The organism is Microbacterium sp., assembly GCF_052102115.1.
In the GTDB taxonomy this organism is placed as follows: Bacteria; Actinomycetota; Actinomycetes; order Actinomycetales; family Microbacteriaceae; genus Microbacterium.
In genome coordinates this window covers 1-14,271 of the sequence record NZ_JBQDVP010000059.1, presented here as the reverse complement: position 1 = coordinate 14,271, position 14,271 = coordinate 1, and the positions used below count along the sequence as shown (strand labels likewise).

Sequence of the window (14,271 nt, the reverse complement as noted above, 5' to 3'; positions counted from 1 at the left end):
AGCACGCCGACGGTGCGCTTCTTCTCGTCGACCTCGTAGTCCTCGCCGGCCTCGAGAGTGCGGGCGATCTTGGCGAACTCGGTGAACCAGCGGTTGGCCTCGCCGGATGACGGTCCGGAGATGATCAGCGGGGTGCGGGCCTCATCGATGAGGATCGAGTCGACCTCGTCGACGATCGCGTAGAAGTGCTCGCGCTGAACGAGATCTTCCTTGCGCCAGGCCATGTTGTCGCGCAGGTAGTCGAAGCCGAACTCATTGTTCGTGCCGTAGGTGATGTCGGCGGCGTACTGCTCGCGACGGACCGCAGGGGTCTGGCCGGACACGATGATGCCCGTCGTCATCCCGAGCGCGCGGTAGATGCGCCCCATGAGCTCGGCCTGGTAGGAGGCGAGGAAGTCGTTCACCGTGATGATGTGCACGCCCTCGCCCGCGAGGGCGTTGAGATAGGCGGGGAAGGTGGCGACGAGAGTCTTTCCCTCACCGGTCTTCATCTCGGCGATGTTGCCCAGATGAAGGGCGGCCCCGCCCATGAGCTGCACGTCGTAGGCCCGCATCCCGAGGGTGCGCTTGGCGGCCTCGCGGACGGCGGCGAAGGCCTCGGGCATGAGCTTGTCGAGGGTCTCGCCCTTCTCGAAGCGCTCCCGAAGCACCGTCGTCTCGTTCGCGAGCTCGTCGTCGGTGAGCTTCTCGAAGTCGTCCTCGAGCGCGTTCACGGCCTTGACGACCTGGTTCAGACGGCGAAGGATGCGACCTTCGCCGGCGCGCAGCAGCTTCTCAAGAGGATTCGCCACTTAAGTCATCTCCCTGTTGTGGGTCAGATCCCAGCCACCCAGATCGGGCTTCGGCGCCGGGCATACTCCGCTATGTTACCGGCCCGTGACCTGCGCGTCGTCTGCACGGGACATGCCCAGGAACACGACCCTCGCTCGCGCAGACCTTTCCCGGTATATGTTTGCTGAGAAATCGCTTCGGGAGGTTCCATGTCAGTCCGCCAGAGTCTGCTCGCCATCCTCGATCAGGGTCCCTGCTACGGCTATCAGCTACGTGCCGAGTTCGACCGGCGCACCGGTTCCACCTGGTCGCTCAACGTCGGCCAGATCTACAACACCCTCGAGCGCCTCGAGCGCGACGGTCTGGTCGGACGCGGTGATGCGGATGAGCACGGCCACGTGTATTGGCAGATCACGGATGCCGGATCGGCCGAGGTAGCGCGGTGGCTCTCCTCCCCCGTCGTTCGCACGCAGGCCACGCGCGACGAGCTCGCCATCAAGCTCGCGGTCGCGGCGACGCTGCCGGGGGTGGATGTTACGGCGGTGATCCGGGCACAGCGGAGCGCGTCGCTCGCGCACCTGGAGAGCGTGCGGCGTGCCGAGTACGCCGGCGGCGATGGCGAAGACGCAGCAGAGCTCGCCTGGTCGCTCGTCGTCGACTCGATGATCTTCGCCGCCGAGGCCGAGCTGCGCTGGCTGGATCACACGGAGCAGCGTCTGGCTCTTAATCCGCATCGCGCGATGGGCCTCGAACTCGCGACGGAGCGCCCCCGGCGCGGACGTCCTGTGAGCCAGGAGGCGCTGGCAGGCTGACTGCCCTTCGGAAAGGCAGAGGCTCCAGCATCCACTGCGCGGATCCACAGCGCGCACATGGTGTGCGGAAAGTAGGATCGACTCATGGCAGGTTTCTGGGGCAAGCGCAAACGTGAGCAGGAGGCCGCCCAGGCGGCACAGGACGCCGATCTCGCGCGTCGCGCCGAGCAGGCGCTCGTGGCGACCGACGAACGGATCAGGACCGCTGGCGACGAGCTGGCGTTCGCCGAGGCGGAATTGGGCGCGTCGCTCACGAAAGATCTGAAAGCCGCGCTCGACGCGGTCAAGACGCATCTGCGCGAGGCTTTCCAGCTGCACCAGCTCAACCACGACGAGATCCCCGACACCGACGAAGAGCTCCGCACCCGCAACGCGCGGATCGTGCAGTTGTGCGAGTGGGCCGAAGACCTGCTGGACGAGAAGACCTCGGCGCTCGCCGAGTCCGTCGCCCGCGTGCGCCAGGCTCCGCAGATCATCGCGCAGGTCCGCCGGGATTCCGAGGCGCTGAGCGCGCGCATCCCCCAGACCCGCTCCACCATCGAGCGGCTGTCGACGCGCTACGCCGCTTCGGCGATGCACCAGATCTCGGCATCTGCCGACGAGGCCGAACAGCTCATCTCGTTCGCCACGCACGGCGCCGACGTCTCAGAGCGCCGCCGCGCTGCCCGGCAGAACGAAGAGGCGAACCTCGCGCTCGAGACCGCGACAGAGGCGACCCGCCGTGCCGGGGCACTCATGGATGCCGTGGAGGACTTCGAGATCGAGGCGCTGCGTGCGGAGTCGACGCTGGCCGAGGTCGTCGCAGACTCGCGCGGAGACATCATCGCCGCCCGCAAGGCACCGAACGTGCCCGCCGTGACCTCTGCCGTCGCCGAGCTCGAAGGCGCCCTCGACGCGCTCTCCCCCGCCGGAACCCCCGCCGACCCGTTCGCCGAGCTCACCCAGTTGCGCACAGCCAATACGGCGCTGGACGACGCCATCGCGAAGGCGGAGTACCGCCAGCAGAACCCGCTGCCCAGCATCGCCCAGGTGCAGCACTCCCTCGACGACGCCGACCGTCAGCTCGGCGTCGCACGCGGGCTCATCTCCGGGCACCGCGGCTGGATCGGCGCAGACGCGCGCACGCGCTTTGCCGAGGCCGAGCGCCTGCGCATCGACATCCCGGAACTCATGGCCGCCGAAGACACGCGCGAGCAGGCACTCGCCGGTGCCCGCCGTGTTGCACAGCTGGCAGCCGAGGCGCTGCAGCTCGCACAGCGCGACATCGACTCCGCGCGGCCTCAGCAGCAGCAGGACTGGGGCGGTGACGGCTGGGGCGGTGGACGCCGCGGCGGCGGAGACGTCATGGGCGGCATCATGGGTGGTCTGGTCATCGGCAGCATCCTGGACGGCATCTTCGACTGACAGGGGCCGGTTGGCTTCGACTCGCTCCGCTCGCTCAGCCCGTTTCGTCTCGCTCCTCTCGCTCAACGACCGGGGTAGCAGAACGGCCCGCCCCAGGGTGGGGCGGGCCGTTCTGAGGTTCAGGATGCGAGCGCTTCTGCCTGCTCGGGGGAAGCCTGGGTGGTGAGCGAGATCACACCGTAGTCCCAGCCCTTGCGGCGGTAGACGACGCTCGGGTGATCGGTGCGTGCGTCGACGAACAGGAAGAAGTCGTGTCCGACCAGCTCCATCCGGTCGACGGCCTCTTCGACCGTCATCCATTCCGGCTCGAAGTTCTTCGTGCGGATGACGACAGGTGAGTACTCGGCTTCTTCCTCGCTCTGGACCGGCACCGTGCCGGTGGCGACAGCCTGCAGCACGTCGACGGAGGCGGGTTGCACGTCGATGCCCTCGATCGCCCCGCTGCCCTTCTCGAAGTGCGCTCCGCGCGGGTGCTGGCGGCCATCGACGCGCTTCTCCTTCGCGCGGCGCAGTTGCGTGGCCATCTTGTCGACCGCGAGGTCGAGGGCGGCGAACTTGTCTCCGTCGACGGCTTCGGCACGGACGATCGGCCCCTTGCCGATGAGGGTGAGCTCGACGGTCTCATCGGGAACACGCCCGCCTCGATAGGCGCGATGCGTGACCTTCACATCCAGCCGCTGCGCCTTGGCGGCGAGCTGCTGAACACGGGCGATCTTCTCTTCGACAACGGTTCGGAAGCGATCAGTGATTCCCACTCCGACGCCAACGATGCTTGTTTCCATTGCTGCCTCCTTGTCCCGGTCCTCCCGGCCAAGGGCGGACCGTGGTCGCCTTGTGACCCCCTACCGTAGTCCGCGTTCCCGTTATTGTCACCACACATTCATGATGTGTTTCCCGGGAGTTTGCGTCTGCGCGGTGTCGCGGCGAGCGCCACAGCCCCGCACACGCGGAATCCCGCCGCCGTAAGTACGCGGGCGGCCTCGTCGAGCGTCGCTCCGGTTGTCACGACGTCATCGAACACGAGCACATCGCGCCCCTGCCTGGCGCGCCGCACGCGCATGCTGCCTGTGACGTTGCGGCGGCGCTCGGCGAGGGCGAGCCCGCGCTGATCCTCGGTGCGCTGCGCCGGGGCGAGCAGTCGTGCCGGCCGCTGCCCGGCTTGTCGGATGAGCAGCTCGGGCACGCGATATCCACGACGCCGGAACGCGGCGCGGCCAGTCGGCACGGGAACAGGCAGCGCCGTCGGATGCTCGGTGACGATCCCCGCGCAGGCCTCGCCAAGGGCAGCACCCAGCGGTCGCGCGAGAAGCGTCTCGCCCTCTTCCTTCAACCGCCGGATGCAGCGCGCCGCGACCCCGTCGAACGCGAGGGCTGCGACCACCGGCATCCCCTCGGGTGTGGTCGTCCGCACGGGGCGGGCGACCAACGCGTGACGACACGGGTCGCACAGCAGCGTTCCCGGCGCATCGCACCCCGCGCAGCTTGCGGACAGCACGAACGCCGCGATCTCGTCCGCCAGTGCCGCCCATCCGGTCATCCGTCGAGTCTCGTGACGGTCGTGCACCGGCGGGCGGTCCGGGGGCGCGATCGGTGGAGAACTCCCGACGAGACGGAGGATGTGGACTACTGCCCGGCGTGCGTCCCGAGGACGAGCACGTCCGACAGTCCCATCTGCCACGTCGTGCCGCGCTGGGCGAACATCACGCCAGTCTCGTCCAGGATGCGCACGGCCGCAGAGGTGCGCCCGCCCGAAAGCGCGACCGCATCAGCGGGAGCCGCAGCGACGACCCCGGGCCCGCCGATGGGCTGAGTGAGCGCGATGCGCGCATTCTCCGACTCGACGAGGATGCCGACGGCGTCCTCCCCGATCCACGACATCCCCAGCGCCGCGCCATCGATCTGAGCTACGAGTTGGACCGGACCGATACCGGTGGGGACCTGGTCCTCGTCGCGGATGATCGCGGCGAGCACGAGCCAGTGCTGACCGCCGCGCGCGATCACCGCGGCGAGTCGCACGCCGTCCGGGGCGACTCTGATCCCCATGATCGACGATGCCTCGGGGAACGCACCGGGGATCTCCACGGGTGTGACATCGGACTGCCATGCCGTCAGCGCCTCCGGCGAATCTTTCGGCACCGACCAGGTGAATCCGTACGGATCCATCGACGGCTTCACCAGCCCCGGTCTGCTGTCGAGCTGGTCGACACGGCCGTCGGCGACCGTGTACACCAGTCCGTCTTCCAACTGCATGGCGGCGCGCGAGTCGTCGGCGGCGACATCCACGGCCCGCACGGTCGGCGCGATCTTCTCGATCTCCGAGCTGATGCCGTCGTACGGCTCGATCTCGTCGCCGACGAAGGCCCCGAACTCGCTCTCGGTGAGGACCACCGGGTTCGATTCCGTCCGGCCGGTCTCGACCGACGCGCGCCCGGCGTCGAGATCGCGTCCGTTGACCGTGAGCCGCACCTCGGTGACCCCGGCAGGCCGCAGCGTCGCCTCCAACTGTGTGCGCATGCGCGCGAGCTGTGTCTCATCGAGCCCCGCCGCCGCGGACGTCAGCTCGACGGTGGCGACCTTCTCAGGGCTGATGGGGACGGAATCAAGCGCCAGCGAGGCGTCACCGGGGAACGCGCTGCGCACCCCCGGCGACAGCCATTCGCTGGGATCGCCGTTCAAAAGGGCTTGGGTCAGCGTCGTGGCGATGGTCTGTCTGCGCGGGTACCACCGCAGATCGGGGACGAGATGCGTCCAGGTGTGGTCGTAGTACTGCAGGGAGTAGCGGCGATACACCTGCGTGAACGCCTCAGCATCGAGGAAGATGCCGTTGTCGGCTTTCGTGATGCGCCATTCGCCATTGTCGTTGCGGGCGACTTCGAAGGCGGCCACCGAAGCCTCGCCGGGCAGTTCGCTGTATGCGCCGTTCTCGTCGAGGCGCGCCACCTGGTCGAGCACGACGCGTACATCGCCCGCTTGCGCGGACTCTGCGACATCATCGAGGTCGGCCGTGAACTCGCGGTCCGCGGCGCTGGAGTCGATCGAGACGCCCGCCGACGGGCGCCACGTGGCGGCGAGCTCGGGGCTCAGGAATTCCCGGGCGATCGACCAGCCGTTGTCCGGGGTGAGCGCGGCGTCCAGGAATCCTTCCACGATCTGCTCCGGGCTCGCGCCCTCCAGCGGTCGCGCGGCGATCTGGTTGATGTCGGGGTCGATGTCGGCACTGTCCAGCGCGAGCCCCGCGTTCGCCTCGCCGGACGTCGGCAGGCTCGTGCAGGCCGTGAGCACCGCGATGAACGCGGCGAGGGCGATGACGGCGATCGAGCGGCGTCCACGGTTCATCGTCAGTCCGCGGTTCGTGGTCAGCCTGCGGTTCATGAGTCATCCTCCGTTTCCGCGTCGAAGTAGATCTCGCGCAGTTCGGTGAGCTGGATCGGCTGGGTCACGTCGGTGAGAGCCTCTTGCGGTTCGAGCGGCACGGGCGAAGCTCCCTCCAGATCGCCGCGCCGGCGCGGAAGGGTGAGCACGAAGTTCGTTCCCACGTCGAGCTCGGACCACACCGCGAGCGTTCCCCCGTGCAGCTTCGCGTCGCCGAGCGCGATGGAGAGGCCGAGGCCGGTGCCGCCGATCGTCCGCTGCCGTGACGGGTCGGCACGCCAGAATCGGTCGAACACCCGCTCGGCGGCGGCGGGGTCCATTCCCATCCCGAAATCGCGCACGCCGACGGCGACGGCATGCTGGTTGCTGTCGGTGGTGACGACGATCGGATTCCCCTCGCCGTGCTCGATCGCGTTGCCGATGAGGTTGCGCAGCACGCGGCGCACCCGCCGGGGATCCATATCCACGGGCGAGTACCCTCCCGGTGCGACCAGGCGGATCTCGGACCCGCGCTCGTCGGCGAGCGGACGCATCTGCTCGATGATGTCCTCGGCCAGCTCGGTGATGCTCGTCGCCTCGAGTTCGAGCTGCACAGAACCCGCGTCGTACCGGCTGATCTCGAGAAGATCACCCAGGAGCGTCTCGAATCGCTGCACCTGGGTGTGCAGCAGCTCGGTGGTGCGATTCGTCGTCACGTCGAACTGATCGCGCTGATCGTTGAGCATGTCCGCTGCCAGGCGGATGGTGGTCAGCGGAGTGCGCAGCTCGTGCGAGACATCAGACACGAATCTCTGCTGCACCAGCGAGAGCTCGCCGAGCTCCTTGATCTGCGCTTCGATGCTGTCGGCCATCGCGTTGAACGACTGGGCGAGTGTCGCCAGCTCGTCCTCGCCGTGCACGGGCAGACGCACGTCGAGGTCGCCCGCGGCCAGCCGTGCGCTGGTCTCGGCGGCCTCGATGATGGGCTTGGAGACCAGGCGGAGCACGATCCAGGAGATTCCGGCGATGATCGCGATGAGCACGATCCCGGCCGCCCACAGCGTGCTCTGCACGAACTGGAGCGTCTGCTGCGAGTCGGCGAGGTCGTACGCGATGTACACCTCGAAAGAGCCGACCCCCGGAAGGAACAGCTGCTGACCGACGGCGATCCCCGGGGCCGTGGACCCGTCGGGCATCGGGATGGCGATCGACTGCCACGACTGCCTGTCGGGGAAGGACACGACGCGCTCGCGCAGACCGCTGCTGATCACGTCGCCGCTGAGGTCGGACGTGCTGAACGCCTGCACACCGCTGCCGACCGGCGGGTCGTCGATCGGGAACGCGATCACGCGCGAAGACGACGACGCACGCGGAATCGTGTCCTGCACATCGCGCCACAGCGCCCGCAGACCCGATGAGTCATCGGTCACCTCGGCCGAATCCACCCGCATCTGCGCCTCGGCCACCGCGCGCAGCGAGTCGGAGAGGACCTCATCGCGGCGCGATTCGAAGAGGTTGTTCTGGATGACCAGAGCCATGATGAGGCTGGTGATGAAGATGGCGAATGAGGTCAGCAGCAGCGTGATCGTGACGGTGCGGAACCGCAGTGAACGGCGCCACAGCCCGGTGATCGCCTCGGGCCAGCCACGCGGGTCGCGCCACAGCGTGACAGTGGCCGTCGCGCTCGTCGCGATCAACGCGGGCTCTTCATCGGTCGCGGCCTTTAGCTGACGGTCCCGGCCCGGTAGCCGACGCCGCGGACCGTCATCACGATCTTGGGTGCATCCGGGTCGAGCTCGACCTTCGCGCGCAGACGCTGGACGTGCACGTTGACCAGTCGCGTGTCCGCCTTGTAGTGGTACCCCCACACCTGCTCGAGCAGCATCTCTCGCGAGAAGACCTGCTGAGGCTTGGATGCCAGGGCCACCAGAAGCTGGAACTCGAGGGGCGTCAGCGAGATGACCGTCGTGCCGCGCCGCACCTCGTGCGCGTCGACGTCGACGACGAGATCGCCGATCCGCAGGATCTCGGTGGTCGCCGCGGTCACCGGTCGCAGCCGCGTGCGGATGCGCGCCACCAGCTCCTTCGGATTGAAGGGCTTGACCATGTAGTCGTCGGCGCCGACCTCGAGCCCGCGCACCACATCGGCGGTGTCTGTGCGGGCCGTGAGCATGATGATCGGGATGCCGGATTCGGCACGGATGCGCGTGCAGATCTCGATCCCATCCATCCCCGGGAGCATGAGATCGAGCAGGATGAGATCGGGCTTCTGTGTGCGCCATTGCTCGACGGCTTGTGCGCCGTCGGCGCAGAAAACGGGCTCGAAGCCCTCGGTGCGAAGGACGATCCCGATCATCTCGGCGAGCGCGGTGTCGTCATCGACCACGAGGATCCGTGAGGTCATCTGATCCCAGCCCCATCTTTCTACGCGGCGCGCTGCCTCGGGTGAAGGCTGAACGCGGTCGTTTGCAAGCGTACTTCATAACGGATATGACACGATGGATCTGCATCTTCGAAGGGAGCTCGATGAGCGCACCGTACTGGACGCCCGCGGTCAAGCCGGGGTTGATCCCGCTCCACCCGCTCACCTTCGGTGCGCTGCTGGGCAAGCCGTTCGCGGCGCTGCGTCACAACCCGAAGGTGCTCTTCGGATTTGCGATCGTGATCCAGCTCGTCATCGCTGTGATCACCCTCGTCGTCGTCGGCGGTGTGGCCATCGCGACCTTCACCCGGATCGAGTCGCTGTCACCGAGCAGCCCCGATTTCTATCCGATCATGTGGGGCACGGTCGCGATCAACACGATCGTCGTGCTGGCGATGAGCCTGTTGAGCGTGGCCTTCACCGCGGTCATGCAGGGTGTGGTCGCCGCCGACATCGGCTATGCCGCCCTCGGCGAGAAGCCGAAGCTCGGGCGCCTCTGGCGGCTCATGCGCCCGGCGTTCTGGCGTCTGGTCGGATGGAGTCTCCTGCAGGGGCTCGCGGCCATCGTGCTCATCCTCGTCGTCGGCGGGATCATCGCGCTGGGCGTCATGGCGGGCGTGGGCGGTTCGGCGGAGGGCGTGGGGCTCACCGTTGTGATCGGCATCCTCGTCGTCCTCGCGGCCATCCCGCTGTGGGTGTGGCTGAGCACCAAACTGCTGCTCGTCCCGTCTATCCTCGTCCTGGAGCGCGCGCGCCTGCGTACGGCGCTGGTGCGCTCGTGGCGACTCACCCGTCGACGCTTCTGGAACACGTTCGGCGTCATGTTCCTCATCAGCATCATCATGAGCACGGCCGTGGGCATCGTGAGCATGCCGCTGTCGCTGCTGGGCTCGCTGTTCGTCCCGGTGATCGCCCCGACCGGCCCGAACGAGGTCTCGGAAGTGGTGCTGCTGTTCATCGCCGGCGTCGCCCCGCAGCTGCTGGTGTACGTGCTGCAGGCCGTGGCCATCGTCGTGCAGTGCGCCGCGGCCGCTTTCATCTATCTCGACTGCCGGATGCGCTACGAGGGCCTGGATCACAGCCTCATCACCTATCTGGAGCGCCGTGATCTCGGCGTGTCGCCCGAGGATCTCGGCGATCCGTTCGCCGTCGACCCGGCCACGGCCGTCAGCAGCGCTCCGCCGCCGACCCCCACCCCGACGTACGCGTCGCCACCGGTCGGCTGGGCGCAGTATCCGAACGGCCAGTATCCGGCACAGCAGTACCCGTACCCACCGGCGCAGGCTCCGGCGCCCCAGACACCGACCACCCAGGCACCGCCTTCGCAGCCCCCCGCGGCTCCGCAACCGTTCCAGGCGCCGCCCACCCAGGCGCCGCCTCCGCCTCCTCCGCCCGGGCCCGGCGGGGCATGATCTTCCTCGCCGACGACCCCTATATCCCGGACGGCGATGATGCACGCCGCTGGGCCGAGCAGGAACTGCAAGATCCGCGCTATGCGGATGCGAAGCCGACCTGGTTCGACTATCTCGCCGAAGACATCGCCGAGTTCATCAACGGCCTGTTCTCCGCAGAGACCGGCCAGCAAGTCGGCAGCACGGCACTGGTGATCGTAATCGTCGTCATCGTCGCTGCCCTCATCGCCGTGCTGATCCTCTGGGGGCGCCCACGCGCATCGCGCCGCGTCTCCCGGCGCAGAGCAGACCTGCTCGGCGAGCGCGACGACCGCACCGCCGCACAATTGCGGGCGGATGCCGAACGCAGCGCACGCGAGGGCGATTGGGATGCCGCGACGGTGCTCCGCTTCCGGGCGATCGCCCGCGGGCTGCTCGAACGCGACATCGTCGACCCCGCTCCCGGAGCCACCGCACAGGCGATCGCGCGCGAGGCGGCAGCGGCATTCTCAGCGCACCATGACGAACTCACCGCGGCGGCCGGCGCCTTCGACCAGGTGCGGTATCTGCGGCATCCGGCTTCGGAGGAGAGCTACCGCACGCTGGTGGCGACCGACGAACGGGTGGCCGCGGCGCATCCATCGACGACCCCGGAGAACCGGGCGGTTCCCGCATGACCGGCACCGCGGTGCGCGAGAAGGGGCGACTGCGATCGGTGTTCGGCTGGCTGGCGATCGCCGCAGCCGTGATCGTCTTCGCGCTGCTGGTCAGTGCGCTGACCTTCGGTGCACCCGACTCCCGCGGCGCCCTCGACCCCGAGAGTGCGAACGACTCCGGAACACTGGCGCTGGCCGAGCTGCTGCGCGACCAGGGCGTGGAGATCACCGTCGCCCGCACCCGCGCCGAGGCCGTCGCGGCCGTCGACGAGGACACGACCCTCGTCATGGCCGACCCGTTCTCGCTCTCGGACGACGCGGTCGCCGAGCTCATCGAGCCCGCGGATCGCCGGGTGTTCCTCTCCAGCGCATCGCGGCTGCTGCGACTGCTCGATCTCGGCGAGGACGCCGCGCCTCCGGCATCCGGGGCGCTGAGCGCACGGTGCGATCTGCCCTCGCTCGCCGACGTCGGCGACGTGCAGCCCGATCGTTTCTTCGCCCCCGCGAGCGGCGTGATCGGATGCTTCGAGGAGGACGGCGCGGCCGGCCTCCTCATCGATGACCGCGGCGACCAGCGCACCGCGATCCTCGAGGGCGGGGCGCTGCTGAGCAACGAACACCTCGCCGAGAACGGAAACGCCGCACTCGGCCTGGCGCTGCTCGGTCAGACCGATCACGTCGTCTGGTACGTGCCCTCGCTGGCCGACACAGATCTCGAGGCGCAGTCGCCGGATACCCTCGCGACCCTCACGCCGCCGTGGGTGACCCCGGCGATCCTGCTCCTGCTGCTGGCCGGCATCGTCGCCGGCATCGCGCGCGGGCAGCGGTTCGGTCCGCTGGTCACCGAGACCCTGCCGGTCACGGTGCGGGCCTCGGAGACCATGCACGGGCGCGCTCGGCTCACCGCCAAGGCCGGCGACGCCGCGCACGCGGCATCCGCTCTCCGCGACGGTTCGCTGCGCCGCCTGGCCGCCCGGCTCGGGCTGACGGCACGTTCGACGCCGGCGGAGGTGGCCGATGCCGCATCCGATCGCCTGCGCATCCCGCGCGGGTCCCTGTACCAGCTGCTCGCCGGGCCCCTGCCCGAGAATGACTCCGAACTCGTCGACGCCGCCCGCCGGCTCGCAGAACTCGAGACAGCGGTCGACACCGCCGTCCATGTGGAAAGGAACACGACGTGACCGACACCACCCCCTCCCCCTCTCTGGACGAGGAGTCCCTGCGCCGGGCCATGCACCGTGTGCGCACCGAGGTCGACAAAGCCGTCATCGGCCAGGCCGGAACCATCACCGGCCTGCTCGTCTGTCTGCTCTCGCGCGGCCATGTGCTGCTGGAGGGTGTGCCCGGCGTCGCCAAGACGCTCGTCGTGCGCTCCTTCGCCCGTGCACTCGGGCTCGACACCAAGCGCGTGCAGTTCACCCCCGACCTCATGCCGGGCGACGTGACCGGCTCGCTCGTCTACGACGCTCGGACGGGCGAGTTCGAGTTCCGCTCGGGGCCGGTGTTCACGAATATCCTGCTCGCAGACGAGATCAACCGCACGCCCCCGAAGACCCAGGCGGCACTGCTGGAGGCCATGGAGGAGCGTCAGATCTCGGCTGACGGCGTGAGCCGCGATCTGCCCGATCCGTTCCTCGTCGCGGCCACCCAGAACCCGATCGAGCACGAGGGCACGTACTCGCTGCCCGAGGCGCAGCTTGACCGCTTCCTGATGAAGCTCGTCGTCGGGATGCCGGAGCGCGACGCCGAGGTCACCGTGCTGCGCCTGCACGCCGGCGGTTTCTCGCCGCGCATGCTCACCGGCGTCGAGCCGGCCGTGACGGCGGAGGAGATCCGCGCCGCCCAGGATGCCGCGGCCCGGGTCGAGGTGACCGACGAGGTGCTCGGATACGTCGTCGACCTTGCCCGTGCGACCCGCGAGTCGCCGTCGGTGCTGCTGGGTGCGAGCCCGCGCGCCTCGACCGCCCTGCTCGCAGCCGCGAAGGCGTGGGCGTGGTTGAACGGGTCGACCGCGGTGACGCCCGACCACGTGCAGACGATGCTCGTGCCGGTGTGGCGGCACCGCCTGCAGCTGCGACCGGACGCCGAGATGGAAGGCGTATCGGCTGATGCCGTGCTCGCCAGCGTGATCCAGCAGACCCGGGTGCCGATCTAAGTGTTCATCACCTCTCGCCTGGCCCTGGTCATCGGGGTCGGAGTCATCCCGGTCGTGGCGCTCGCCATGGCGGGTGTTCCGGTGTGGCTCGTGATCGGCGGGTGGGTGGTGCTGGCCGGCATCCTGCTCGCGATCGACGTGACGCTCGCGGCGAGCGCGCGCTCCGTCACGGTCACCAGGCGAGTGCCCTCGCGTGCGCGGATCGACGAGCCGGTCGACACGAGCGTCGCACTGGAAAATCACGGAGCACGCACGCTCAATGCCCTGGTGCGCGATGCCTGGCAGCCGACCGCCGGTGCGGGTTCGGAGCGGCTGCGGGTCGTGGTGCCGGCCGGGGAGCGCCGCCGCCTGACTGTGCCGCTGCTCCCCCGTCGACGCGGGGAACTGGTCAGCGAGTTCGTCTTCATCCGCTCCCGTGGACCGCTGGGGCTCGGCGGCCGCCAGGCGCGGCACGACGCGCGGGCGGCGATCCGGGTGCTGCCGGCGTTCGCCTCGCGCAAGCACCTGCCCTCGCGCCTCGCGCGGTTGCGTGAACTGGACGGCAACACCAGCATCCAGGTGCGCGGTCAGGGCACCGAGTTCGATTCGCTGCGGGAGTACGTGCGCGGCGACGATGTGCGCTCGATCGACTGGCGTGCGACCGCGCGGGCCGGGACGACGATGCTGCGCACCTGGCGGCCCGAGCGCGACCGGCACGTCGTGATCCTCATCGATACCGGGCGCACCGCCGCCGCCCGCGTCGGCGACGGCACCCGTCTGGATGCCGCGCTCGAGGCCTCTCTGCTGCTCGCTGCCCTCGCCGCACGGGCCGGCGACCACGTGCACCTGCTGATGTACGACCGCGTCGTCCGCGGACGCGTGACCGGCATCGACGGCCCGGGGCTGCTGCAGGCGATCACGGATGCCATGGCGCCGGTGCATGCTCGCCTCGTCGACACGGATTGGGGCGGCGCGTTCGCCGCGATCCGCGCCCTCACGACCCGTCCCTCGCTGATCGTCGTGCTCACGGCGCAGGATGCCGCGGAGTCGGCCCGGGGCTTTCTCGGAGCCTTCCCGAACGTGTCGCGCGCGACCACGGTACTGGTCGGGTCGGTCACCGATGACGGGGTGGGTTCGCTGGCCATGGCCCGCGACTCGCGCGAGGAGATCTACCTCGCCGCGGCCGCCGAGCGGACCCTGCGGGATGCCGAGAACGTCGCAGACGCCATCCGTCGCGCGGGCGGCGAGGCGATCACCGCCGATCCGGAGGCGCTGCCGCCGAAGATCGCCGACCGCTACCTCGAGCTCAAGGCCGCCGGGCGGCTCTGAG

Annotated in this window: 13 protein-coding genes; 7 read left to right on the top strand and 6 right to left on the bottom strand. The window is 69.1% G+C overall.

Going from position 1 to position 14,271, the window contains the following annotated elements; genetic code table 11:
* Window positions 1-791 (bottom strand): DEAD/DEAH box helicase (locus tag ACTICP_RS14055; protein WP_441893398.1); only part of this gene is annotated, 791 nt, incomplete at its 3' end.
* Window positions 792-980: 189 nt separating this feature from the next.
* Between ACTICP_RS14055 and ACTICP_RS14050 the strand changes: the two genes are divergently transcribed.
* Window positions 981-1,583 (top strand): PadR family transcriptional regulator, encoded by a 603-nt coding sequence (locus ACTICP_RS14050; protein WP_441893396.1) that lies wholly within the window; start codon window positions 981-983, stop codon window positions 1,581-1,583.
* An 84-nt stretch (window positions 1,584-1,667) separates the two neighbouring features.
* Window positions 1,668-2,987 carry a hypothetical protein gene (locus tag ACTICP_RS14045; RefSeq protein ID WP_441893394.1) on the top strand — a complete coding sequence of 440 codons (1,320 nt, stop codon included), beginning with the start codon at window positions 1,668-1,670 and terminating at the stop codon, window positions 2,985-2,987.
* Between the two features lie 119 nt (window positions 2,988-3,106).
* On the opposite strand, the gene hpf is transcribed toward ACTICP_RS14045, so the two are convergent.
* From hpf to mtrA, 5 genes are all read right to left on the bottom strand, one after another.
* A complete protein-coding gene (gene hpf / locus ACTICP_RS14040) occupies window positions 3,107-3,769 on the bottom strand; it encodes a ribosome hibernation-promoting factor, HPF/YfiA family (RefSeq protein ID WP_441893392.1) in 663 nt (220 codons plus the stop codon).
* A 98-nt stretch (window positions 3,770-3,867) separates the two neighbouring features.
* Complete coding sequence (locus ACTICP_RS14035; RefSeq protein WP_441893390.1) at window positions 3,868-4,524, bottom strand: ComF family protein; 657 nt, start codon at window positions 4,522-4,524, stop codon at window positions 3,868-3,870.
* Between the two features lie 86 nt (window positions 4,525-4,610).
* The gene (locus ACTICP_RS14030) at window positions 4,611-6,359 is read right to left on the bottom strand and encodes an LpqB family beta-propeller domain-containing protein (protein ID WP_441893388.1); all 1,749 of its coding nucleotides are present in this window, start codon (window positions 6,357-6,359) and stop codon (window positions 4,611-4,613) included.
* Entirely contained in the window at window positions 6,356-8,035 is a 1,680-nt protein-coding gene (gene mtrB, locus ACTICP_RS14025; RefSeq protein ID WP_441893386.1) for an MtrAB system histidine kinase MtrB, read from the bottom strand. Before mtrB ends, ACTICP_RS14030 begins: the two co-directional genes overlap by 4 nt.
* Before the next feature lie 26 nt (window positions 8,036-8,061).
* Window positions 8,062-8,742, bottom strand: coding sequence for an MtrAB system response regulator MtrA (gene mtrA, locus ACTICP_RS14020; protein WP_441893384.1), 681 nt, complete (start codon window positions 8,740-8,742; stop codon window positions 8,062-8,064).
* A gap of 122 nt (window positions 8,743-8,864) precedes the next feature.
* Between mtrA and ACTICP_RS14015 the strand changes: the two genes are divergently transcribed.
* The 5 genes from ACTICP_RS14015 to ACTICP_RS13995 are packed head-to-tail and all read left to right on the top strand — an operon-like array spanning window position 8,865 to window position 14,270.
* Entirely contained in the window at window positions 8,865-10,172 is a 1,308-nt protein-coding gene (locus ACTICP_RS14015) for a glycerophosphoryl diester phosphodiesterase membrane domain-containing protein (RefSeq protein ID WP_441893382.1), read from the top strand.
* Window positions 10,169-10,828, top strand: coding sequence for a DUF4129 domain-containing protein (locus tag ACTICP_RS14010; protein WP_441893380.1), 660 nt, complete (start codon window positions 10,169-10,171; stop codon window positions 10,826-10,828). The genes ACTICP_RS14015 and ACTICP_RS14010 overlap by 4 nt, the downstream gene beginning before the upstream one ends.
* A complete protein-coding gene (locus ACTICP_RS14005; protein ID WP_441893378.1) occupies window positions 10,825-11,988 on the top strand; it encodes a DUF4350 domain-containing protein in 1,164 nt (387 codons plus the stop codon). The genes ACTICP_RS14010 and ACTICP_RS14005 overlap by 4 nt, the downstream gene beginning before the upstream one ends.
* A 50-nt stretch (window positions 11,989-12,038) precedes the next feature.
* A complete protein-coding gene (locus ACTICP_RS14000; protein WP_441893400.1) occupies window positions 12,039-12,962 on the top strand; it encodes an AAA family ATPase in 924 nt (307 codons plus the stop codon).
* Window positions 12,963-14,270 carry a DUF58 domain-containing protein gene (locus ACTICP_RS13995; RefSeq protein ID WP_441893376.1) on the top strand — a complete coding sequence of 436 codons (1,308 nt, stop codon included), beginning with the start codon at window positions 12,963-12,965 and terminating at the stop codon, window positions 14,268-14,270.
* Window position 14,271 lies beyond the last annotated feature (1 nt).

Bases quoted from the DNA above. Each gene is read 5' to 3' on its own strand.
- ACTICP_RS14010 (WP_441893380.1), top strand. From the start codon at position 10,169: ATGATCTTCCTCGCCGACGACCCCTATATCCCGGACGGCGATGATGCA.
- ACTICP_RS14050 (WP_441893396.1), top strand. From the start codon at position 981: ATGTCAGTCCGCCAGAGTCTGCTCGCCATCCTCGATCAGGGTCCCTGC.
- ACTICP_RS14005 (WP_441893378.1), top strand. From the start codon at position 10,825: ATGACCGGCACCGCGGTGCGCGAGAAGGGGCGACTGCGATCGGTGTTC.
- ACTICP_RS14030 (WP_441893388.1), bottom strand. From the start codon at position 6,359: ATGAACCGCAGGCTGACCACGAACCGCGGACTGACGATGAACCGTGGA.
- ACTICP_RS14045 (WP_441893394.1), top strand. From the start codon at position 1,668: ATGGCAGGTTTCTGGGGCAAGCGCAAACGTGAGCAGGAGGCCGCCCAG.
- ACTICP_RS14000 (WP_441893400.1), top strand. From the start codon at position 12,039: ATGCACCGTGTGCGCACCGAGGTCGACAAAGCCGTCATCGGCCAGGCC.
- hpf (WP_441893392.1), bottom strand. From the start codon at position 3,769: ATGGAAACAAGCATCGTTGGCGTCGGAGTGGGAATCACTGATCGCTTC.
- mtrA (WP_441893384.1), bottom strand. From the start codon at position 8,742: ATGACCTCACGGATCCTCGTGGTCGATGACGACACCGCGCTCGCCGAG.
- ACTICP_RS14035 (WP_441893390.1), bottom strand. From the start codon at position 4,524: ATGACCGGATGGGCGGCACTGGCGGACGAGATCGCGGCGTTCGTGCTG.
- ACTICP_RS14015 (WP_441893382.1), top strand. From the start codon at position 8,865: ATGAGCGCACCGTACTGGACGCCCGCGGTCAAGCCGGGGTTGATCCCG.